Raw genomic sequence first — 24,520 nt, 5'->3', positions numbered from 1 at the left:
TTATCGCCACCTTAAAATCTCTAATTCATGATTCTTCTTATAATTTATTAAATATCCCTTGCCAACTAACTTCAAAAGAGGTAAATCCGAAAGAGAATCAGAAAACATATAGGAATTTTTAAAATCCACTTCTATATTGTCTTTTATTAATTCCTCCATTAATCTTTTTACCTTTGCTTCACCTTTGCAATTTTCCCCTAAAATTTTAGGATTAAATTTTCCTTCATCAATATGAAACTTAGTTCCAATAACCTTATCTACTTCTTTTATACTATAAAATTCATTAACATAAAACTCAGGAGAGGCAGAAATTAAATATATCTTATAGCCCTTTTCCTTAAAGTCCTTAATTGCTTTAATTGCATCTTCATACAATATACTCTCTATCTTTTCCTTATAAAATCTTTTCACTAGCTTCTTTAAGTCTTCCTCACTGGTTCCTGCTAAAAATCTTAAAAAATTCTCCTTAGTTCTTCCAGCATTATAAACCTTTAAACCATAAAAAATACCAGTTATTATATGTGATGGTAAGTACCTAAGTAACTTCCTATCCTTCTTAAGCATATATTTATATAATTCTATAGAAGTCTCCTTTTTAGTTAATGTATAATCAATATCAAATATAGCTAGTTTTTCCATGTGAAATTGACCTACTTTCATGTTATTCTTAACCATTGATCATCCATTCCATATCCTTCTTAATATATTATTTCCATAGGAGAATATGGAGTAGCTAAGCATAAAAGCCGCTATATAAATAGCGGCTCTTAAAAGTTTAATTAGTTTTCACTATTTTCATTTGCAAGTAATTCTTCGTAATATGCTTTTGCTGCATCATACTCTGAATCTTCTGGTACAACAAGTTCTCCTACTTCATCATCACCAACTACTTTAAATAAGTATATTGAACCATCATCTGGATTTTGTACTAAGGCATATTCATTTTCTTCAAATAAAAATCCATCAACTATTTCACATTGAGTTACATTTCCTTCTTCATCTTCTAACTCAACGAACATTGCTTCGTGCTCTCCGCAGCCACAACCACACTCTTCATGCTCATGTTCATGGTCGTGTCCTCCACAGCAGCATTCATGACTTTCTTGCTCATGTCCTCCGCAGCATCCTGTTTCTTTTTTATCTTCATTATTTCCACAACAGTTATTTCCCATATTAATAGCCTCCTTAAATAATACTCCTCTTCATTGTACCCTTAATCTTCATATTTTAGAAGTGTTTTATAATATTTTAATACAAAGTTTTTATTTTCATCCAACAATTATCCTAATTTTGCATAAAGAAAAGGGCTGCCCCAAAACGGAGACAACCCTTAAATTATTTAAAACTATTGTTGAGCTGCAAGTTTTTTATAAGATTCTAATCTTTCTTTTGCATCTTGTTCAGTCTTAACAAATAATTCCTCAGCTACTTCTGGGAACATTTTTTGAAGTGATGCATATCTTACTTCGTTTAATAAGAAGTCTCTGAAAGATTCAGTTGGCTCTTTAGAATCTAAGCTAAATGGATTCTTACCTTCTTCTTTAAGAGTTGGGTTGAATCTATATAATCCCCAATATCCGCAAGCAACAGCTTTTTTAGATTCTAATTGAGTATTACCCATTCCTGTCTTAATTCCATGGTTGATACATGGAGCATAAGCAATTATTAAAGATGGACCTGGATATGCCTCTGCTTCTCTTATAGCTTTAAGAGTTTGAGCTTGGTCAGCTCCCATAGCTATTTGAGCAACATATACATAGCCATAGCTCATTGCCATCATTCCAAGATCTTTCTTCTTAGTTCTCTTACCTGAAGCTGCAAATTTAGCAATTGCTGCAGTTGGAGTAGCTTTAGAAGATTGTCCACCAGTGTTAGAGTAAACTTCTGTATCAAATACAAATACATTTACATCTTCTCCTGATGCTAGAACGTGGTCAACACCGCCATATCCAATGTCGTATGCCCAACCGTCTCCACCAAAGATCCATTGAGATCTCTTAACGAAGAAGTCTTTGAATTTATATAACTCTTCCATTGTTTCGCAGCAAGTTTTGTTTGCTTCGATTAATGGAAGTACTTTCTTAGTAGCAGCTTTTGAAGCTTCTGCATTATCTTTATTCTCTAACCATTCATTTAAAGCAGCTTTTAACTCTTCATTACAACTTGTTGATACTGCTTTTTTAACTAAGTCAGTAAGTTTTTCTCTTTGGTGATTAGCACCTAAGAACATACCTAAACCGAACTCAGCGTTATCTTCAAATAATGAGTTAGCCCAAGCTGGTCCTTTACCTTCTTGATTCTTAGTGTATGGAGTTGAAGGAGCACTTCCTCCCCAAATTGAAGAACATCCTGTAGCATTAGCTATCATCATTCTGTCTCCAAATAATTGAGTTATAAGCTTAGCATATGGAGTTTCTCCACAACCTGCACAAGCACCTGAGAACTCTAGAAGTGGAGTCTCAAATTGGCTACCTTTAACTGAAGCAACACCTAATGGATTTTCAGGTTTTTTCATTTTAACTGTGAAATTCCAAGACTCTATTTGATCCTTTTGAGTATCAAGAGGTTTCATAACTAAAGCTTTTTGTTTAGCTGGACAAACTTGTGCACAGTTTCCACAGCCTGTACAATCTTGAACAGCTACAGACATTGTGAATTTTAAGCCTTTAAGTTGTCCGCCTTTTGCATCTGCAAGCTTAATAGCTGCTGGTGCATTAGCAAAATCTTCTTCTGTTCCAATAGATGGTCTTATTGTAGCATGAGGACATACATAAGAACATTGGTTACATTGGATACAATTTTCTGGAATCCATTCTGGTACGTTAACAGCTATTTCTCTCTTTTCATAAGCAGCTGTTCCATGGTCAAAAGTACCATCTTCTCTTCCTTCAAAAGCACTTACAGGAAGTTTGTCTCCTTCTTGTCTATTCATAACTTCAACGATGTTTTTAATGAAGTCAGGAGTATCCTTCTTACATTCATTTTTATCTTCTGCATTTTTCCAAGCTTCTGGAACGTTAACTTTAACTATAGCATTAACTCCAGCATCTATAGCATCGTTGTTCATTTTAACAATTTTTTCACCTTTTTTACCATAAGATGTTTGAACTGCATCTTTAAGGTATTTAATAGCTTCATCTACTGGAATAATTTCAGCTAATTTGAAGAAAGCAGCTTGACAAATCATGTTAATTCTTCCGCCAAGACCAATTTCTTGAGCAACTTTTACAGCATTTATTGTGTAGAAGTTTATGTTATGCTCAGCAATATATCTCTTCATTGATGCTGGTAAATGTTCTTCTAAATCTTTTTCATCCCAAATACAGTTTAATAGGAATGTACCACCATCTTTAATTCCAGCTAATACATCATAGCTATTAACATAAGATTGGTTATGACATCCAATGTAGTTAGCTTGATTGATTAGGTATGGAGATTTAATCTCTTCTTTACCAAATCTTAAGTGAGACATTGTTACTCCACCAGATTTTTTAGAGTCATAAGCAAAGTATGCTTGAGCATACATGTCTGTATGGTCTCCTATAATTTTTATAGCACTCTTATTAGCTCCAACTGTTCCGTCAGATCCTAATCCCCAGAATTTACACTCAACAGTTCCTGCTGGTGTAGTAGCTATAGTTCTTGTAATGTCTAGTGATGTATTTGTAACATCATCAACTATTCCTATAGTGAATCCATTTTTAAGTTCTTTTTCTTTTAAGTGATCGAATACAGTAACTATTTGAGATGGAGTAGTATCTTTTGAACCTAATCCATATCTTCCACCAATAATAACTGGTCTTTCAGCTCTATCATAGAATGCATTTCTAACATCTTGATATAGTGGCTCTCCAGCAGATCCTGGCTCTTTTGTTCTATCTAATACAGCAATCTTTTTAACTGTTGCTGGCATATGTTTAAAGAAGTGTTCTAATGAGAATGGTCTATATAAGTGAACTTTAACTAGTCCAACTTTTTCTCCCTGAGCTGTTAAGTAATCAACTGTTTCCTCAGCAACATCACATACTGAACCCATTGCAACAATTACTCTCTCTGCATCTGGTGCTCCATAGTAATTGAATAGGTGGTAATCAGTACCAATTTCTTTATTGATCATTTCCATATATTTTTCTACAACTCCTGGAATTGCATTGTAGAATGGGTTTGAAGCTTCTCTAGCTTGGAAGTATATATCAGGGTTTTGAGCTGTTCCTCTAGTTACAGGATTCTCTGGGTTTAAAGCACTTGCTCTATATGCATCTACTGCATCCCTATTTAAGAATTTTCCTAGAGTTTCATAGTCCCAAGTTTGAATTTTTTGTATTTCATGTGATGTTCTAAATCCATCGAAGAAATGTAAGAATGGAACTCTACCTTCAATAGATGCTAAGTGAGCTACTGGAGCAAGGTCCATAACTTCTTGAACGCTATTAGTAGCAAGTAAAGCAAAACCTGTTTGTCTTGTAGCCATAACGTCTTGATGATCTCCAAATATGGATAAAGCTTGTGCTGCTAATGCTCTAGCACTTACATGTAAAACACCTGGAAGTAATTCTCCAGCAATCTTGTACATGTTTGGAACCATAAGTAATAATCCTTGAGATGCTGTGAAAGTAGTTGTTAATGCACCTGCTTGTAGTGAACCGTGAACTGCTCCAGCTGCGCCTGCCTCTGATTGCATTTCCATTATCTTTAGCTTTTGTCCGAATACATTTTCTCTACCTTGTGCTGCCCACTCATCACAGTGTTCAGCCATTGGTGATGAAGGAGTAATTGGGTATATAGCTGCTACATCAGTATATGCATAGGCTACGTGAGCTGCGGCGGTGTTACCGTCCATAGTTTTCATTTTTCTCATTGTAAGCAACCCTCTTTCTTCTATAAATATTTTATTAGCAAACTCATAATCTTATTTTTTCTTTGTGAAAATGCTATCATGAATTCACTTATATTTAGCTATTTCTCTAAGACATATTAATGCCAAACTAAAGGTTTGGTAATGTTTAACATGACCTTACATTTAAATTATACCTTAATTTTATTAAAATTCAACCCTAAAAATTAACACACTTTGTTAAGTTTTTAATTAATTTCTAAGGGAAATTCATCCAAAAAATCCGGTATAACCACGGAATAATTTTCACTTTTTAATTTATTAGTGAAGGATTCAATATTTTTTCCTTCACCATGAACTAGAAATATTTTCTTAGGTTTTTCCTTCATACTACTTACCCAATTATATAATCCTGCCTTATCTGCATGACCTGATAGTCCATCCATATAAAAAACTTTTCCTTTAACCTCAATGTTCTCACCTTGGAGTTTAATTCTTTTATTTCCTTTTAACAATTTATTTCCAATGCTCTGGTTCCCTTGATAGGAGGTAATTAATACGCCACACTCTGGTCTAGGAAGATTATTTCTTAGATGGTTAGCTATTCTCCCCCCATCATAAACTCCTCCAGCTACAATAATTATGGATTTTGACTTAACTTCATAAACCTTTTTTCCATCATCACTACTTTCAACAAAATGCAGTCCTTTAAAGTTCAATGGATCATCACCTTTTTCTATAAGAGCCTTAGCCTTCTTATCAAAGTATTCTTCATACTTTCTAAATATTTTGGTAATTCCTGCTGCCAAAGGACTATCTATATATACATTACAGCCCTGCACCTGTCCACTTTCTATAAAAGTATTTAGCATGTATATAATCTCCTGGGTTCTTCCTAAGGAAAAACAAGGAATTATTAAATTTCCGTCACCCTCCATGATATCCTTTACAATTTCTAGGAGTTTTGCATAATTATCTTTTTCTTCATGCATCTTATCTCCATAAGTACTTTCAAGGATTAAAAAATCTCCCTGGAGTTCTTTTTCTGGATTATTTAAAATATCTCTATTAATATTTCCTATATCTCCAGTATATATCAATTTAATCCAACTTTCACCACAATTTTTGATTAAAATTTCACATATTGCAGAACCTAATATATGACCTGCATCTCTAAAAATAACTTTTATATCCTCTTCCAATAGGATTTCCTCATTATATCCGTAGGTATAAAAACTTTTTAGAGCTAGTTCCACATCCTCTTCATCATATAGTGGACTTAAAGCTTTAACTCCTTTACCATGTCTAGAAAGATTTTCAAAATAAGTTTCCTCCTGTTGAATCCTAGCAGCATCCTTAAGTAAATACCCACATAATTCCTTAGTAGGCTCAGTACAAATTACCTTCCCTTGAAATCCTAACTTAAAGAAAATAGGTATCCTACCACTATGATCCACATGACTATGAGATAACACAATATAGTCAATTTCCTTAGGGTCCACATTCAATATATCATTACTATAAGACTTCAAATCATTACTTTGAAATAAGCCACAATCTAAAAGTATTTTTTTATTATTAACAGTAAGTAAATGACTAGAGCCTGTAACACACTTAGTAGCTCCTAAGAACTTTAACTTTATCTCCATTGAAACTTCTCCTATCTTTCCTATGTTTAATATATTTACTATTATTCACTAATGCCATAGGATTTTATGTATGGACTATTTATATATTTATCATTTTCACTATATAAAAATATCCCTATATAACTATTTATATAGGGAAAATTTTATATATTTAACTATAAAACTATTTAACTAGTTAACTAGTTGTTGTCGTAGTGCGGGTCTCAGGGTTTTTCTTATTTTCTTTTACAGCTTTCAATTAGATCTATTATTTTTCCAAGGCTGTCCCTTTGTTTGCTTTTGCTCATGTTTTTAATATAAGTTTCTTTATCTCTATTAACTTCATCAATAGCTTCTAAAAGAGTCAATGCATTTAAATTTTCTTCCTCTATAACTTTACTATATCCTGATTTATTAAAAGACTTAGCATTTAAAATTTGATCTCCTCTACTTGCCTTAGCTGATAGGGGTATTAAAATATTAGGTTTCTTTAAAGCTAAAAGCTCAAATATAGTATTAGACCCTGCTCTAGAAACTACTATATCTGCCAATTGCATTAAATCTGATAACTGTTCTTTAATATAATCAAACTGAGCGTATCCCTCAACTACATTTAAACTCTTATCTAAATTACCTTTTCCACATAGATGTATTACATTAAAAGTTTTAAGTAGGTCCTGTAACGCTTCTCTAACACATTCATTTATAATTCTTGAACCTAAGCTGCCACCAGTAACTAAAATTACAGGCTTATCATCTTTAAATTTACAAAATTCCTTAGCCTTTGTTTTGCTGCCCTTAAATAGTTCACTTCTAATTGGTGAACCTGTAAGTACAGCTTTCTTTTTATTAACATGATCCATAGCCTCTTCAAAGGTAACACAAATCTTTGTTGCATAGGGCATGGATATTTTATTTGCTAGACCAGGTGTAATATCTGACTCATGTATTATAATTGGAATTTTATTAAAATAAGCTCCTAACACCACTGGAACTGATACAAATCCTCCCTTTGAAAAAACTATGGCTGGTTTTTCTTTTTTTATAATTGACTTTGCTTCAAAAACCCCTTTAATAACCTTAAAAGGATCTGTAAAGTTCTTTACATCAAAATATCTTCTTAACTTACCACTAGAAATACTATGATATTTAATTTTTTCTGCTTCTATAAGTTTTCTTTCTATTCCATGTTCAGTACCTATATACTGTATTTCATATCCTAGCTCCTTTAGCTTGGGCACAAGTGCGATATTGGGAGTTACATGTCCAGCTGTTCCTCCACCTGTCATAATGATTTTTTTGTTACTCAATTTAAAAGTCCTCCTAAAATTACCTAGTAAAAGCTTTAATAGCTTTGAAATATTTAAAATAAAAATATCTAAGCCTTAGACGAGTATATGTAATCTCGCTAAAGCTAAAAATAATGTTATTACTATATAGATTTTATTATAATATGTTTTTTATTATATTAGATATATTATGCTCCTTATTAAGTTATGCCACATATGAAGACAAATGTAAATATAAAATATGAATTTTATATTAAAAACTATTGAATATATACATAAAAAGGTAATTGCTCATAATCTTTCATATGTTTCCACCCATTCTCTTAAATAATCTTCTTATATCCGGGTACAATACTATTATCAAAACAAAGGAGGTGAAAATACATGTCAAACAATAATAATAATTCTAATCAACCAGCAGTACCTCAAGCTAAAGCAGGTTTAAACAAATTTAAAATGGAGGCTGCTCAAGAAGTAGGAGTTAATCTTAAAGAAGGATATAACGGAGACCTAACTTCTAGAGAAGCTGGATCAGTTGGTGGTCAAATGGTTAAAAAAATGGTTGAAGCTTACGAAAAAAATCTTTAATCAAACATTTGTAAGTAGCGTGTGGTAAGTTTATTATTTAAGAAGTTAGCAAAATTTGTTTAAATAATAAGAGGTTCACATTAATATGTTTGTTGACTTCTACTAATTTATTGGAGGAGGAATATAAAATGACAAGCAAAAGTAGATTATTAGTACCAGAAGCTAAAGCAGGTTTAGACAGATTTAAGATGGAAGCAGCTCAAGAAGTTGGAGTTAACCTAAAAGAAGGATATAATGGTGATTTAACTTCTAGAGAAGCTGGATCAATCGGCGGACAAATGGTTAAAAAAATGGTTGAAGCTTACGAAAGAAATTTATAGGATATATTAATATCTGAATAAATTATTTAATAGTAAGTAAACCCTAAATAGGAGATGCACCTTATAGGTGCATCTCTTTATTAATGGGATTTTAACTTTTTAACTGACTTTCTTATATAAAACTTTTAATTACCTTTTACATCTTATACTTTTAGTTGCATTTTATATCTTTAAGTTTTAATTGCACACTTCTTCTTCCCATATATTCATTTATATCTGGCTGAAATAATATATTTAGAAATAGACCCTTCGGTCTTATATACCCACTTCCAATATCTCCATATTCATCTCCATAGACATCTTTTAAAATCTCAATAACTTCATCTCTTTTATTGAAATATAAACCATCTATCAGATTATTGGTACTTTCCACATTAAATCTAAATTTAACATGCTGATATTCACTTCCTAAAAATCTTATATCTGCCACTAAAACTCTATTAGCCTTTAGAATTGGCGTTGGATTTCCCTTTCCAAAGGGCTCTAATAACTTGAATTCTTCTACAACCTGTTCTGTTATATAATTTAACTTTATGGGAGAATCTACTCTCATTTTAGAAGCAAGATCTTCCTCACTTAAATAGCAGTTTTCATTTAATAATTGTCTAAACTTTGAAATATTTTTTTCTTCTATGGAAAGTCCTGCTGCCATTGGATGTCCACCAAACTTGCTTAGTAAATCCTTACATTTTAGCATTTCTTCAAACATATTATATTCTTCAATGGATCTACCTGAACCCTTTGGCATATCTTTTCCCTGGGTTAAAATAAAGGTTGGCTTACCATACCTTTCCTTAACTCTGCCTGCTACAATTCCTGCAATACTCTCATGGATATGCTGGTTATATACTACAAGTACTCTATCATTTATCAAAGAAGACCCTTCTATGTCAGCACAAACTTGTTCCACACTTTCTGTGGTAAGGTCTTGCCTTTCCTTATTAAGATTAAAAACCTTTGTAGCAATATCCATAGCCTGACCCATATCTTTACAAAGTAGTAGATCTAAGGATAGCTCAGCAGTTTCTAGCCTTCCTGTAGCATTGATACAAGGACCAATGTTAAAGCCAACATTATAACAAGTTACCTCATCCTTTATATCAATTATATGTTTTAAAGCTTTTATTCCTAAATTTCTTGTATTAGAAAGTATCTTTAGCCCTTCCTTTGCAATGATTCTATTTTCATCCATTAAATCTACCACATCGCATATAGTGCCAATGGCAGCTAATTCTAGAAGATCATCAGTATTTTTATCCTTCATATTCATAGCTCCATATAAAGCTAAAGAAAACTTATAAGCCACACCGGCTCCACATAAAAGTTTAAAGGGATAATTACAATCCTCCTGCTTAGGGTTTATTAAGGCATCACTACTTGGAATTACCATCTTTCTTTCTCCATCTATCTCCTCAAAGGGAAGTTCATGATGATCTGTGATAATAACCTTTAATCCAAGTTCCTTAGCTCTTTTTACCTCTTCTATAGCAGAAATCCCATTATCGCAACTTATTATAAGATTAAAGCCTTCCTCTGCTATGGTCTCTATTCTAGAAATACTCATACCATAGCCTTCATTTTCCCTATGTGGTATATGATAAGCTACTATTCCACCACAGCTTTTTATAGCCTTATAAAGAATGGCAGTACTAGTAACTCCGTCTGCATCATAATCTCCGTAGACCATAATTTTTTCCTTATTATTTATAGCCTCCACCATAATTTCTATGGCCTTATCCATATCCTTCATAAGATAAGGGTTATATAGCTTATTCAAAGAAGAATTTAAAAATTCATCTGCCTTTTCCTTAGTATCTATTCCTCTATTCATAAGCACCCTAAGCGTAATAGGAGTAACCTTTATATCCTTAAGTAGCTCCTTTAAAACCTCCATAGAGCACTGACTATCTTTCCAAACAGTATTCACCAAATCACCTTACCTTTAATTCCTTATGATTCCTATTGTTTCCTTAATAAATACCTTATCTATTACACTAAGGATTTCTTCTTCTGTGCAATTACTTAGGTTATAAAACTCATTTAAAAGTAATTCTCCACCACTGTGCATTATTTCATAGACAGCTAGGTGCATAGATAAAACTATGGATTTCTCTAGAGCTAACATTCTCTTTAAATTTTGACTCTTTATATATTTTTTAAAGAAATCTTCAGTAAATATGCCCTTTAAAGCTTTTACTTTATCAATGTTTTCTTTAATTATCTCTTTAACCAAATCAATATTTTCCTTAGATGTAGATAAAGTTATGGTATATAGTTTTATGCCCTTTTCTCCCTTAACCTTTCCTTGAATATCATATACTAAACCTCTCTTAGTTCTGATTTCATCATAGAGCAAGGAGCTAGTGCCCCCTGCAAAATATTCATTAAATAATTGAAGTAAGGTAACTTCCCTTTCACTTAGGTTATGAATGGGAAATATATATTGAACCTTGCATCCATTAATTGAGAGATTCTCTTCAATATACACTCCAGCCTTGGGATTCTCGTAAAGGGAAAAAGTCTTTTCTTCTTGACTTTCCCTTGATGAAACTCTTTCAGAGCTCCTTTGGGTGAAGGATGATTTTACCCCTTCCAGGACTTCTATTTCACAGGTGTTATGCGTTAATAAAGGTTTTGTCTTATTCAAGGATGCTATTTCACCTTCAATAATTTCAATAACCTCACTTAGGTCTAAAGAAGTTACTACAGAAACTACACAGTTATCTAGGGTGTAAAACTTCTCATGGTACTCCCTTATCTCTTCTAAGGTTAGAGCCTTTATAGTTTCTTCTCTGCCTATGATTAACTCCTTTATTCTTCTTTTTTCAAAGGTTTCATAGAATAAAAAATCTTCACAGTGCTGAACTACATCATCACTCCACTCCTTAAGTTCCTCTATGATAACTGCCATTTCTTCCTTAAAACCTTCTTCTCTAAAGGCTGGATTAAATACTATATCAAAATATATATTAAAGGCATTTTTAAAATCTTCCTTTAAGGAGCTTCCATAATAAACTACATAGGGATAATTAGTCATAGCATTATGAAATCCTAGGTACTCATTGCATATCTCATTGATTTCCTTCTCGCTTTTACTATGGGTACCCTTAAATACCATGTGTTCTACAACATGGGCAATGCCCAGATTATTAGAATGTTCACTATTAGCTCCTGCTTCTAACCCTATGGTAAAAGAAGTTATATTTCCTGGAACTCTTTCATAAAGCAACCTAACTCCATGTTTTAAAAATATCTTATCCATGCTACCCCCACTTTACTTCTATTACTTAATTAGCTCTACCTTTTCTATAAAGTCATCATCCATAAATACAATGACATTTTTACCTCTACCAGCTCTATTTTGAATTGGTAAGGCTCCTAAATCCACTATGTTCTCTTGACCATTTTGGGTAGTTATTTTCAGGTTTTCTTCAAATAAATCTACGCATAATTCATTATTTTTATTTGAAATAGCACCGTTTCTTGCTTTTGCAAAGATAACTTTATCATCATCCTTTAAGCTAATTCCCATAACTCCAGTAGCATTTTTCCCCATGACATTTATAGCTTCTAAATCAAATTTAAGGCACATACCCTTTCTTGTGAAGAGTAACCCTTCTCCTTTGTCAGCTTCAACTTCTACTTTAATTAGCTTATCCTCCGGAGTCTTAAATTTATATGCTGAGATATTAGTAAACTCACCAGTGAATTCTTCTATACTAGTTTTCTTTACTACACCTTTTTCAGTAAAGAAGTAGAAATTTTCTTTAGAGCTTCCTTCATTATCCACAGATATTATTGCAATCACTGGATCCTTAGAATTATAACCTTCAAATAGCTTTTCCAGTTCAATACCCTTTTTATCTATGTTTTGTATCATTAAGGCTGACATTTTAAATAACTCTCCACCAGCTGTAAATAGGAATAACTCACCGTTAGAGTTTGATGTAGTTATAACCGGTTCTCCGCTTCTTCTACTGGAAGTTCTTAAGATCCCCTTTTTATTAACAGTTATATAGAACTCTTTATAATTAAATTCATCTACATAACTACACTGAGTTATACTATCTCCATGGGTTAAATTAACTATAGGTTTTCCAACTATACCTCTATCCACTGGCTCAACCTTAGGCTCCTGTGCAATGAAGTTTAATCCCTTAGCAGTAGTTATTTCAATAAATCTTTCTTCTCTATCTTTATCCACTAATTCAGCACTTATCAATTCTTCATCCTTTTTAAGCTTAATACCTTGAAGTCTTGAATTATTAGTAATAAACTTGCTAAGTTCAGTTTTCTTGATAAGACCTCTAGAGGTCATAAGAAGCACATCCCTAGTAATAGAGAAATCCTGTACTACAAAGGCATTTACTATGAGTTCCTTATCTAAATCTAGAGTTCTAATAAATCCTTGAATTCTCTCACCCTTATCTCTCCACTTAAACTCAATTAAATTTGCAACCTTACATTGATACATATTTCCCTGATTTGTAAAGATACATAGGGTATCTCTGGTATTACATTCAAAGAAGAATCTATTAAAGTCTCCTTCTCTATATTCTATATCCTCAGTATTTTGTGTTGTTCTAATAAAGGATTTTAAAGCAGTTCTCTTAATATATCCATCCTTAGACATGGTTACTACCACATCTTCCTCTACTATAAGTTCTTCTAATTGAATATTAGCATCACTATCATCTTCTAAAATAGTAGTTCTCCTTGGGTCATCATATTTTTCCTTAACCTCTAGAAGCTCCTTTTTAATAACTTTAATAAGCTCCTTTTCACTACTTAATACCTTCTTAAGTCCCCTAATCTTAGTCTCTAATTCCTTATGTTCCTTTTGGAATATCTTAATTTCAAGACCTGTAAGTCTATAAAGCATCAACTCTAAAATAGCTTCTGCTTGAGGGTTAGTAAAGCCAAATTTGCTTATTAAATTTTCTCCTGCATCCTTTTTAGATTTAGATGCCCTAATAGTTTTAATTATTTCATCCATGATTCCAATAGCTTTAATAAAGCCTTCTACAATATGGAATCTCTTTTCTGCTATTTCTAGCTCTCTTTTTGTTCTTCTTGTAATAACTTCCTTTTGATGTTCTATATAGTATTTAATTATAGTCCTAAGTCCCATGGTCCTAGGCTTTCCACCAGCTAAAGCCACCATGTTAAAGGATATATTACATTGAAGCTCCGTTCTCTTAAATAGATATTTAAGGACTCTATCCGCCGTTTCCTCTGTAGTGTTTTTCTTAAATTCTACAACGGCTCTAATACCATTTCTATCAGATTCATCTCTAATATCCGCAATAGATTCCACTGCTTTGCTATGCTTTTTATCTCCTGTTAAATCAGATATTGCTTGAAGAAGCTTAGCCTTATTTTTTCTATAAGGAAACTCTGAAATAACAAGACCAAGTCTACCACTTTCCAAGGTTTCAAAATGAGTTTTAGCTCTTAAAACCACTTTTCCTTCCCCAGTTTCATAGGCAGCCACTAAAGAATCCTTTCCCATTAATATTCCACCAGTAGGTAAATCCGGTCCCTTTATGTATTCCATAAGTTCTCTAGTGGTTATTTCCTCATTATCTGCATAGGCAATGGCTCCATCAATAACCTCTCCTAGGTTATGGGGTGGAATATTGGTAGCCAATCCTACAGCAATACCAAAGGCTCCATTAACTAAGAGGTTTGGATATTTTGCAGGTAAAACTGTAGGTTCCTTTTCTGTATCAGAGTAGTTATCCATCATATCAACTACATCTTTATCAATATCTTTAAGCATTTCTAAAGCAATGCCAGATAGTCTAGCTTCTGTATAACGCATGGCAGCTGCACTATCTCCATCTATAGATCCCCAGTTTCCATGACCATCTATAAGGGGCTTTCTTGTAGTAAAATCCTGAGATAAAATTACCATGGCATCATAAACTGATGTATCTCCATGGGGATGGTACTTACCTAGAATATCTCCTACTATTCTGGCAGACTTATAATATGGCTTATCTGGGAATGCCTTAAGCATATAAGCTCCATATAAAATTCTTCTATGAACAGGCTTTAGTCCATCCCTTACGTCTGGAAGAGCTCTATCCTTTGATACTTCTACAGCATAGGGAAGATAGTTCTCTGGCATAGCCTCATCTATAGAAACATCTATAATATTATTATCTATTGGAATTGGTTCTTTTTTCTTTGCCATTGTAACACCTCCTAAAATTCACCGTGATTGTACATATAGTTTCTTCTTGGCTCTACCACATCTCCCATGAACAAGGAAATCATCTTTTCAGCCTTAGCAGCATCCTCAATGGTAACCCTTTGAAGAGTTCTAGTAGCCGGATTTAATGTAGTATCCCAAAGTTGGTCTGCATTCATCTCTCCCAACCCTTTGTACCTTTGAATTAATGCACCCTTACCAATTTCCTTCTTAGCCTTATTTAGCTCTTCATCATTATAAACGTACTTACTAACCTCACCATTTTTAGTGATTTTATAAACCTTATAAAGAGGTGGTAATGCAATAAATAAATTTCCATTTTGAATAAGTTGTCTCATATATCTATAAACATAAGTCATCCAAAGGGTTCTGATATGATATCCATCCACATCGGCATCACTTAGTATAATTATCTTTCCATACTTTAATTCCTCTGGTTTAAAGTTTTCTAAAACTCCAGTTCCTATGGCAGTATTAAAGATTCTAAGTTCTTCACTTGCAAGAACATTTTCTAATTTTTGTTTTTCCGTATTCATAATCTTACCCTTAGAAGGCATTATGGTTTGGAATCGTCTATCCCTTGCTTGTTTTGCAGAACCTCCCGCAGAATCTCCCTCCACCACTATAAACTCAGTAAATTCTCTGTCTTTCAAAGTACAGACAGCTATTTTTCCTGCCAGTGGTGCAGTACCATTTCCTATCTTTTTCTTCTCCGCTTCATTTATTTTCTTAATTTTCTCTCTTCTAGCTGCAGCTGAAATAGCATTATTAATAATTACAGTAGCTAGTTCTTTATTATCCTCTATCCATTCACCTAGCTTAGTATAGGCAAGGTCATTCATTGCAGAATAGGCTTCAACATTTCCTAGCTTAGTTTTAGTTTGACCCTCAAAGACTGGATTTGTAATTCTTACCTTTACAATGGCAGTCATACCTTCTCTAATATCGTCCCCTTCAAAGTCCTTATCCTTTTCCTTTAAAAGATTTAACTTCTTACTACCTTCTTTAAAGGCTCTAGTCATACCAGTCTTAAATCCTGTTTCATGAGTACCAGCTTCTTTTGTGGGAATATTATTTACATAGCTAGCAATATGCTCTGCCGTAGAATCTGTAAACTGTATGCATATTTCTCCCGATACCATAAGTCCATTAATTTCTCTTTCTCCTTGGAAAATTATTGGCTCTTTGTGAAGGACGGTTTTACTTTCATTTAAATAATCTATAAAGTCTAAAAGGCCTCTCTCTGAATGATATACTTTTTCTACAACATCATCTTTCCTTGCATCTCTTAGAATTAAGGTAATCCCTTTATTTTGAAAGGATAGCTCCTTTAATCTTTCATCAATTATTTCAAACTTATAATCTACATTTCCGAAAACTTCACCATCTGCTAAAAAAGTTACTTTAGTACCAGTTTCATTAGACTTTCCTACAATCTTCAAAGGTGTAGCTGGGGTTCCCGGCATGTCCCTTTTAAGTTCTTTGTCATATCCATAGTGAAATTTTTGCAGATAAATATTTCCTTTTTGTTTAACTTCTACCTCTAACCACTTAGACAGAGCATTTACAACAGCAGCTCCAACTCCATGAAGTCCTCCTGAGGTCTTATAGTTATTATTATTGAATTTACCTCCTGTGTGAAGTTCTGTATAAACCATCTCCACCCCAGATTTATTTTTAACAGGATGTATTCCTGTAGGTATTCCTCTTCCATTATCTTCTATAGTAACGGTTTTATCCTTACTTAAAGTAACTATTATCCTGTCTCCAAATCCATTGGCAACTTCATCAATAGAGTTATCTAGTATTTCCCATATACAATGGTGCAGACCCTTAGTACCCGTTGAGCCAATGTACATTCCAGGCCTAACCCTTACTGGCTCTAATTTTTCAAGAGATGTGAGATCTGTAACTTCATAAGTACCTCTATTATTCTCCTTTTGCGCCATATTATCCCTCCTTAAAAGTTGAGTTACATTTGTTATTGTATAACTTTATTCCAAAGGAGTAAAGTTTTTTCTTGAAATTCCAAAACAAACGTTCTTATTTTTGCGGTATTTTTTTATTATTTTTCTAATTACTTGAAAAAATAAAATTCTATCCCTTTAATGAACCGCAATGTTCTTTATTTAAATAGTAAATATTAAAATTTTACATGAAAAAGCCTATAATTACTGTTCTGCTATGTTTTCGTAAAATATATTGCTAATCTTATATGGAATATATAGCATGTGCTTTAATATTATTGTTAGCGAATAATATTAGTACGTGCTTAAGGTTTATTTAGATTAGTTTATTTTACAAAAGTCTCATAAACATTAATTATAAGCTTTACTTAATATACATATTTTATTCTTCACATTTTAAATTATTTATAAAGCTTTTTAATTCTTCTACTCCTTCATCTATGGAGTTTATCATAAGCTTTTTGTCATATTCATACTTATCAGAGCTGTGAGTATATAGTGGGTCATAATACCTTACCATAAGTTCCTTAACCACTTCTTCATACTGATCATTATTAACCATATCACAATATATTTCTATGTTTTTTTCACTGATGTGTTTCTTTAATCTTCTTAGTGCATCACAAATTTCTTCATTACAGCTATTATTTTTAGTGTATTCATCAATTATTATCTTACTTCTAAAATCTATTGGAGCATCTACAAATATGTGAAGTCCCCTTTTCATATCAGAATGTATATATTCCGGAATTAAAACCCTTCCTATCCTTCTACTTTCTGCTTCAATGAATACATATTTACCCTTAACAGCCTTTAATTCCTCATAGATATTAGATTCAAACTGCTTTTGGCTAGTACCATCTCCAAGGCCTACAGCACCTAATATGGAGCCTCTATGATTAGCACATCCTTCTAAATCCAATACATCATATCCATCAGCTCTAAGTTTTTTTAAAATCTCAGTTTTTCCAACTCCCGTATTACCATGAAGTACTATATAGGTAACTTTTTCATTAACCTTAGGCAACTCCTCATTTATGAAGGCTCTATAGCCTTTATAACCATCCTTTATTCTGCTAACTCTCATGCCAAGGGCACCTAAAAGATCTGTAATAGATGCACTTCTCATGCCACCTCTAGCACAAAATAATACTACATTTTTATGTTGTTTTTCAAGCTCATGAATTCTATCATATATATAAGGTAGTTTTTTAGATACTGTCTCTACCCCTAATCTCTTTGCTTCCTCAGTACTTTTTCTAGTATATATGGTTCCAATAATTGCTCTTTCTTCATCATTAAAAAGAGGAATACTTACTGCACCGTTAATAGTAGCCTCATTAAATTCTCCTGTACTTCTCACATCAACAAGGACATAGTCTCCAGTTAGATCTTTATATTCTATGGTTTTTGACATAATCATTCCTCCAAATTAAGTAACATCTTTCCATAAGAAGTCATTTGTTTTACAATGGCAAAACTTCCTATAATTTTCTCATAAACAACACTTGCAAACCATAGTAAATTCAAATAACTACAACTCTATCTATTCTATATTGTAATGATTAATATGTCAAACTAGAGATAATCCTACTAATCTAATTATCCCCTTTAACCCAGCTATTTAAACACGCCTTAATATCTTCTGTAACCATATCCCTATTTATTTCATTTAATATTTCATGTCTTCCACCTTCATATAGTTTATAACTTAAATTTTTAATACCTAAACTTTTAAAAGTATCAACTAGAGATAATATTCCCTTGCCATAGTTTCCTACTGGGTCCTTATCACCACTAAACATGGTTATAGATAAGTTCTTTGGTATGCTAGCAAGATTGTCCTTTTTATGTATTGCCTTCATTCCCTTTAAAAAATCATAGAAAAAGGATACCGGAAACACTCCTCCACAATAGGGGTCTAGAATATATTTTTCTACTTCCTCCTCGTCCCTACTTAACCAATCATATTTAGTTTTTTGATTTTCTACTAGCTTATTGTAATTTCCAAAGCCTAAATCATCCATTAACTTTCCACTAGATCTTCTACCCCTAAGATTCATTATAACCTTTGACAAAAATATTCCCATATTCATTGAAGTATTAGGTTTACCACCAGTTCCAGATAAAATTACACCCTTAACAGTGTCTCCATATATCTCCATATACCTTTGTGCTATGAAAGACCCCATACTGTGACTAAAAATATAAATATCTAGTGATGGGTTTTCTTCTTTTATAAAATTATTTATTTCACGTTGATCATGAACCATGTCATGGAATCCATCATTATCGCTAATATATCCTAAAGCACTTAGGCTTTCTGCAGATTTTCCATGGCCTCTATGGTCATCAGCATAAACTATAAAACCATCCTTAACCAATTCCTTTGCAAATCTATCATATCTGCTACCATATTCAGCCATACCATGAATAAGTTGTATAACTCCCTTAGGTTTAACACCTTCATCTAGCTCCCATTTGTATAAATAAATCTCTTTTCCATCTCGCATTTTTAAATTCATTTCTTTATATGTCATAATATACCCCACCCAAAATATTTTATTTAAATAATTTTCAAATAATTCCCTTATAATAAATTATATATAAATTTTTTTCGGCTGACAACAGTTCACTAAAAAAATCGGTATGATAATTGCTAAGCAACACATACCGATACACAAAGAATTATATAACTATTTCTACACTTTCCTTAGAAACTTGATTTACTATATTATTTATCCACTTGTTACTTCTATATCTTCTAACTACAATAATACATTTTACAATTTCCTCTGCTGCAGTAACTGAAACCACCAAATATATTGGTAGATGTAATATAAAAGCTGCCACAAAAGATAATGGGATTCCGATGCCCCATAGAGTTATACCCTGTACAATGGCACCATATTTAGCATCACCGCCTCCTCTTAAGATTCCAACTACCAAAATTACTGTAAATACTCTAAGAGGCATTAGAGCAGAGTATACATATAGAATCCTTAAAGAATTTCTTAGCACTTCCTCAGAAACTTTAAACACAGTTAAAACTATTGGTGAAGTTATAGCTAAAACTACAGCTAATATAACTCCTGTAATCAAAGAAATTACACATAGTCTTCTAGCATAAAGTAATCCTCGCTTTTCTCTTCCAGCTCCAATTTCCTTACCTATAACTACCACCGCCACATTGGCAAGTCCAAAGGTTATAATCATAAATAGATTAAAGATGGTTGTACATATTTGTATAGATGCCGTAGCTTGAGTTCCTATTCTTCCATAAATTACTGCGTAGGTTAGGTTCCCCAACCCCCAACAAGCTTCATTTAAAAGCACTGGTATCATAGTTACAAATACACTTTTAGTCAGCTCTCTTGTAATATTAAATAAATCTTTAGCTTTGGCAGCTAAAATATTCTTAGAAGTATAGGTATATAAAACTAAAAGTGCACATTCTGAACCTCTAGCTATTATGGTGGCAATAGCTGCCCCCCTAACTCCCATTGCTGGAAAACCTAATAAACCAAATATAAGGACAGTATTAAGAACTCCATTTACAACTAACCCTAAAAAACTAGCTAACATTGGAAGTACAGTATTTTCTACACTCCTTAAAGCAGCTGCATAGTTAAAAGATATAGCTGTAAAGATATAACTAAAACAAACTATTTTTAAATAGCTAGCCCCTATATTAATAACTTGAGGATCTATGTTGAAAATTGAAATTATTTTCTCTGGAAATAATACTCCTACTAAATTAAAAACACTGGTTATAAGAACACTACTTATAATTCCTATACCTAAAACCTTCTGTATATTATTTTTATCTCTCTTCCCCCAAAGTTGAGCTATAAAAACTGCACATCCTGAACTTATTCCCATTATAAATAAGCTAAATATAAAATAAAATTGATTAGCAATACCTACTGCTGCTAACTCAACTTCTCCAACTCTTCCTATCATCAAAGTATCTAGCATATTTACTGAGGATGCTATTAGATTCTGCAATATAATTGGTAAAGCTAGAAATAATACCATCTTATAAAATTTCTTATCATAAAATAATTCTTTTAAAGTTTTCTTAGTCATAGATATTCTCCTTTCCGGCAAAAAAAAATACCACTTTGAAGGTTATCAAAGTGGTTTGCTTCAGCACTTGTATAATTTTAAAAATTACACTTCTATTTAGTTTTACAAAACTTAATTTCCTATAAAATTATAGATAATTTAAACCATACTGTCAACTATTACGAGTTAAAAATTTATCCCTTACAAGTTAAAAATTCATCCTTTTTACTTACACATCATCAAATTAAGGATAACTCTGTCTGCATCAGCCATTCCAACTACCCCTAAATCTGCCATATTCTTTATAGTTCTCTCCACATCCTCATGAACAATTCCATCATGAGATGATACTTCTACCCCTTCCAATGCAAGGGCTGCACATAGCACTGATGTACCTACTGCTGTAGAAATTTTTAGAGCACATCCTGGCTTTGCTCCATCACAGACCATACCAGAAACGTCTGCCACCATATTTTTTATAGCTTTATTTATAGCACATAGTTCTCCTCCTAGCATATAAACAATGGCACAACTAGCTCCAATTGAAGCTGCAACTCCACATCCACATAGAGCTGAAAGTCTTCCTATAAAGCTTTTTACATGAATAGTTATAAGATCACTAAGGGCTACGGCTCTAACTAAAGTATCATCACTAACTCCTAGTTTTTCTGCCGCTGCAATTACAGGTAAAGTAGCTGTTAATCCTTGGTTTCCACTACCTGCTGTACTCATTACTGGCAGTGTACATCCATCCATTCTAGCATCAACGCCTGCAGCAGTTAATCCCATGGCATAGGTTTGAAGTGAATCTGCAAACATTTTACTGTTCTTTCCATCTAATAAAATTTTTCCTGCTTTAAGTCCATATTCTTCTTTTCTTCCAGCCTCTGAAACTCTACGATTCATTTCTATACCTTCCATTAAGAACTCTATATCCTCATAGGGTACAGTTTTTATGAATTCATATATATCTTTAACAGATAACTGTTCCTCGTCTCCATTATCCTCTGTAGCTACAGTTTTAACCTCTTCGATTTCAAACAATATCTCTTCATTTCTAGTAATTAAAACTATATTGTTATGTTTATTTTTAATTATTACAGAAGAGCTATCATGGCCCTTATGTCCAATAACCTCTACATAAAGTTTTTCCGGCGCTTTAGTAAGGTCTATTGTAACCTTGCCCTCTGCTAAATATTCCTTTGATTTATCAATATCTGACTTAGTAACATCCTTTAAAACCTCTAATCCAGCCTCTGCATTACCACCAATAGCTCCAAGGGCTGCTGCAATATTTAAACCAACCATTCCTGTACCAGGTATTCCTACTCCCATACCATTTTTTAGAATATTACAGCTAACAAGAACCGTAACCCTATCTGGAACTCCTCCTAAAGCTTGACTACATTTCGCCGTTGCAAGGGCTAGAGCTATGGGCTCTGTACATCCTAAGGCTGGTATAACTTCTCTCTTAAGAATATTTATGTATGTATTTTTCATTATTAACATCCTTCCTTAATAGACTGTTTTTAATTTAAACAGCTCTTTAATTTAAATAGTACATTAATATTTAGGCTCTGTTGAAATTAGGTAATGGTTTACATTATGTGCTAACCTTCTCCATTAGGTTTTAAAGTTTTTTAACATCCTAATTATATCAAAGGGAGGGCTTTATTTCAATATTATTAAAGCCCTCTAAAATATTCTGGTTTAAAGTTATTTTGTCCTGCTAAAAAACCTTCTATATCTGAAAGTAATCTTTCCTTTTCTTTACCTAATACTGCAGCTAGTGGTGCATAGTTTGATGCATGATTGCTTCTAAATATGCAGTTTGTAAGATCTAGTTCTTTAACAAGGTGATAAACCTCCTCCATTACTTCCCTAGGATTTAAAAGCATAAGAGCTCCTCTTTTTATTTCTTCATATATAGGTGCATCTTCAGGAGTCATAAGAGTTAAAAGGCCTAGATAATCTGGATTTATGGCATTAATAACCTTTGCTGAGTTTAAAGCATGATTTTTCCAGTTTTCTAACCCACCTAAGCCACTTATTAGAGTGCAAGATAGTTTTATTCCACTATCCTTAATTTTTCTTCCAGCCTCAATAAGTTCCTTTGAGGTTGCTCCCTTATTCACTTTAAGCAGAACCTCATCATCTCCGCTTTCTATACCTAGATATACCATTTCCAAACCCTTACTTTTTAAAAGCTTTAGTTCTTCTGGAGTTTTAAGTAAAATAGACTTGGGACTAGCATATACAGTAATGCTTTTACATTCTGAAAATAATTCTTTAATTTTATCCAAAATTGTAATAAGTCTTTCTGTAGGCATAATAAGAGCATCACCATCAGCTATAAATATTTTTTCTATATATCCATACCTCTCCCTAGCCCAAACTAAATCCTCAATTACTTCTTCTAAATCCCTCATTCTAAACTGCTTTGCCTTATACATATTACAAAAACTACATTTGTTGTGAGAACAACCAATGGTAGCTTGAACTATTAAACTTCTTCCTTCACTAGGTGGTCTATAAACTGCACCTTCATATCTCATAAATTTTCCTCCTTCATATATAGAAATCCTTATCCTAGGATATAGAAGCTCTTTCCTCCACCTTTAAATAAGATGGGAATACTAGAGCTGGTAGTCATGGAATAAAAAAGGAATACATCAAAATTTAACTAACCTTAATAGTTAGCATTTAATTCTGATGGATCCCTTAATTTTTTAACAAATAGTCATGGTATACACTACTAATCATTAATATGTTCATGATTTTTCAAGTGATTCATGCAATATTCCTTATGTCCACTACATTTTGAACAATATCTAAACTCCATATTAGGGTCATCTCTTTCAGTTATTCCACATACAGTACATCTATGACGTACATAATCTTTCATCTCTATGACTTTAAATTTTTCCTTATTCCTCTTAACTTTCTTCTTAGTTTTAAATAACTCTATAAAGTCTTTTCCAAAGAAAATAAAGTAGTTAGCTAAGGATGCAAGGATCATGAGTTTTATTCCAACTCCACCCATTATAAACTGTTGTGCCAAAAGCACTGCATTTAAAATTCCTAAATACTTAACTTTAACTGGTAAAATGAAAAATAGTAAAACTTCATGGTTAGGATATATGGATGCAAAGGCTAAAAATAAAGTTAGATTTATAAATACCCCTGTAGCAGGACTACCTCCAATTAAAGATACAATTATAGTAGCAATCATCCCTACTAAATAATATATATTAAATTTAAAGCTTCCCCAAGCCTGTTCTAACCCCATACCTATAATATAATAGAAATAAAGGGTAAAGAGTATCCAAAAGGCACTAGTTGCTGGTGGAATTAAAATAAAGGTAACTAACCTCCACACTTGACCTGCCATTACTGCCTGAGGTATTAACATTAGGTTTGCCTCTAACCCTGGATTTATAACCTCTAATAAAAATACAGCCAAATTAGCTGCTACAATGTATTTCATCAATCCACTAATGGCATACCTGCCATATTTTCTCTCTAATTTATTTAACCACTTCAATATAATCACTCCTATAAAAATGCAATGAAATTTATCAGCTTTCTTACATTTTACCATATTTTCTC

17 protein-coding genes are annotated in these 24,520 nt (G+C 32.7%); 2 read left to right on the top strand and 15 right to left on the bottom strand.

What is annotated here, in order from left to right; translation table 11 throughout:
* The 5 genes from B3Z56_RS09970 to B3Z56_RS09950 all read right to left on the bottom strand — a co-directional run bounded on the left by B3Z56_RS09970 (position 1) and on the right by B3Z56_RS09950 (position 7,772).
* The gene (locus B3Z56_RS09970) at positions 1-639 is read right to left on the bottom strand and encodes an HAD-IB family hydrolase (protein WP_346848211.1); all 639 of its coding nucleotides are present in this window, start codon (positions 637-639) and stop codon (positions 1-3) included.
* Positions 640-779: 140 nt separating this feature from the next.
* A complete protein-coding gene (locus tag B3Z56_RS09965; protein ID WP_346847848.1) occupies positions 780-1,172 on the bottom strand; it encodes a DUF1292 domain-containing protein in 393 nt (130 codons plus the stop codon).
* Between the two features lie 173 nt (positions 1,173-1,345).
* Positions 1,346-4,858 carry a pyruvate:ferredoxin (flavodoxin) oxidoreductase gene (gene nifJ, locus B3Z56_RS09960; protein WP_346847847.1) on the bottom strand — a complete coding sequence of 1,171 codons (3,513 nt, stop codon included), beginning with the start codon at positions 4,856-4,858 and terminating at the stop codon, positions 1,346-1,348.
* A gap of 224 nt (positions 4,859-5,082) precedes the next feature.
* Positions 5,083-6,483 (bottom strand): MBL fold metallo-hydrolase, encoded by a 1,401-nt coding sequence (locus B3Z56_RS09955; RefSeq protein ID WP_346878709.1) that lies wholly within the window; start codon positions 6,481-6,483, stop codon positions 5,083-5,085.
* Positions 6,484-6,698: 215 nt separating this feature from the next.
* Positions 6,699-7,772 carry an undecaprenyldiphospho-muramoylpentapeptide beta-N-acetylglucosaminyltransferase gene (locus tag B3Z56_RS09950; RefSeq protein WP_035129182.1) on the bottom strand — a complete coding sequence of 358 codons (1,074 nt, stop codon included), beginning with the start codon at positions 7,770-7,772 and terminating at the stop codon, positions 6,699-6,701.
* 363 nt (positions 7,773-8,135) lie between these two features.
* On the opposite strand from B3Z56_RS09950, the gene B3Z56_RS09945 reads away from it, so the two are divergent.
* On the top strand, positions 8,136-8,339 hold the full coding sequence (locus B3Z56_RS09945; protein ID WP_150845036.1) for a small, acid-soluble spore protein, alpha/beta type: 204 nt from the start codon (positions 8,136-8,138) through the stop codon (positions 8,337-8,339).
* Between the two features lie 128 nt (positions 8,340-8,467).
* Entirely contained in the window at positions 8,468-8,659 is a 192-nt protein-coding gene (locus B3Z56_RS09940) for an alpha/beta-type small acid-soluble spore protein (RefSeq protein ID WP_035129176.1), read from the top strand.
* Between the two features lie 151 nt (positions 8,660-8,810).
* Here B3Z56_RS09940 and recJ read toward each other — a convergent pair whose 3' ends face one another.
* The 10 genes from recJ to B3Z56_RS09890 form a co-directional block, all read right to left on the bottom strand.
* Positions 8,811-10,586, bottom strand: a complete 1,776-nt coding sequence (gene recJ, locus B3Z56_RS09935; protein ID WP_346878708.1) for a single-stranded-DNA-specific exonuclease RecJ — start codon at positions 10,584-10,586, stop codon at positions 8,811-8,813.
* A gap of 15 nt (positions 10,587-10,601) precedes the next feature.
* Entirely contained in the window at positions 10,602-11,921 is a 1,320-nt protein-coding gene (locus B3Z56_RS09930) for a pitrilysin family protein (protein WP_346878707.1), read from the bottom strand.
* Positions 11,922-11,942: 21 nt separating this feature from the next.
* Positions 11,943-14,858 (bottom strand): DNA topoisomerase IV subunit A, encoded by a 2,916-nt coding sequence (locus B3Z56_RS09925; protein WP_346878706.1) that lies wholly within the window; start codon positions 14,856-14,858, stop codon positions 11,943-11,945.
* Positions 14,859-14,869: 11 nt separating this feature from the next.
* Positions 14,870-16,825 carry a DNA topoisomerase IV subunit B gene (locus tag B3Z56_RS09920; RefSeq protein ID WP_346847842.1) on the bottom strand — a complete coding sequence of 652 codons (1,956 nt, stop codon included), beginning with the start codon at positions 16,823-16,825 and terminating at the stop codon, positions 14,870-14,872.
* Positions 16,826-17,225: 400 nt separating this feature from the next.
* Entirely contained in the window at positions 17,226-18,260 is a 1,035-nt protein-coding gene (mnmH, locus tag B3Z56_RS09915) for a tRNA 2-selenouridine(34) synthase MnmH (protein ID WP_346878705.1), read from the bottom strand.
* A 181-nt stretch (positions 18,261-18,441) separates the two neighbouring features.
* Positions 18,442-19,383, bottom strand: a complete 942-nt coding sequence (locus B3Z56_RS09910; RefSeq protein ID WP_346847840.1) for an alpha/beta hydrolase — start codon at positions 19,381-19,383, stop codon at positions 18,442-18,444.
* A 148-nt stretch (positions 19,384-19,531) separates the two neighbouring features.
* The gene (locus B3Z56_RS09905) at positions 19,532-20,932 is read right to left on the bottom strand and encodes an MATE family efflux transporter (RefSeq protein WP_346878704.1); all 1,401 of its coding nucleotides are present in this window, start codon (positions 20,930-20,932) and stop codon (positions 19,532-19,534) included.
* A 204-nt stretch (positions 20,933-21,136) separates the two neighbouring features.
* The gene (locus B3Z56_RS09900; RefSeq protein WP_346847838.1) at positions 21,137-22,411 is read right to left on the bottom strand and encodes a serine dehydratase subunit alpha family protein; all 1,275 of its coding nucleotides are present in this window, start codon (positions 22,409-22,411) and stop codon (positions 21,137-21,139) included.
* Positions 22,412-22,596: 185 nt separating this feature from the next.
* Complete coding sequence (locus tag B3Z56_RS09895; protein ID WP_346877339.1) at positions 22,597-23,466, bottom strand: radical SAM protein; 870 nt, start codon at positions 23,464-23,466, stop codon at positions 22,597-22,599.
* Between the two features lie 200 nt (positions 23,467-23,666).
* Positions 23,667-24,464, bottom strand: coding sequence for a hypothetical protein (locus B3Z56_RS09890; protein ID WP_346868479.1), 798 nt, complete (start codon positions 24,462-24,464; stop codon positions 23,667-23,669).
* Positions 24,465-24,520 lie beyond the last annotated feature (56 nt).

It is taken from the genome of Clostridium sp. UBA7791 (assembly GCF_002480755.1).
Classification (GTDB): domain Bacteria; phylum Bacillota; class Clostridia; order Clostridiales; family Clostridiaceae; genus Clostridium_J; species Clostridium_J sulfidigenes.
The sequence above is the reverse complement of the archived record's forward strand: the minus strand, read 5'-3'. Positions and strand labels throughout refer to the sequence as shown.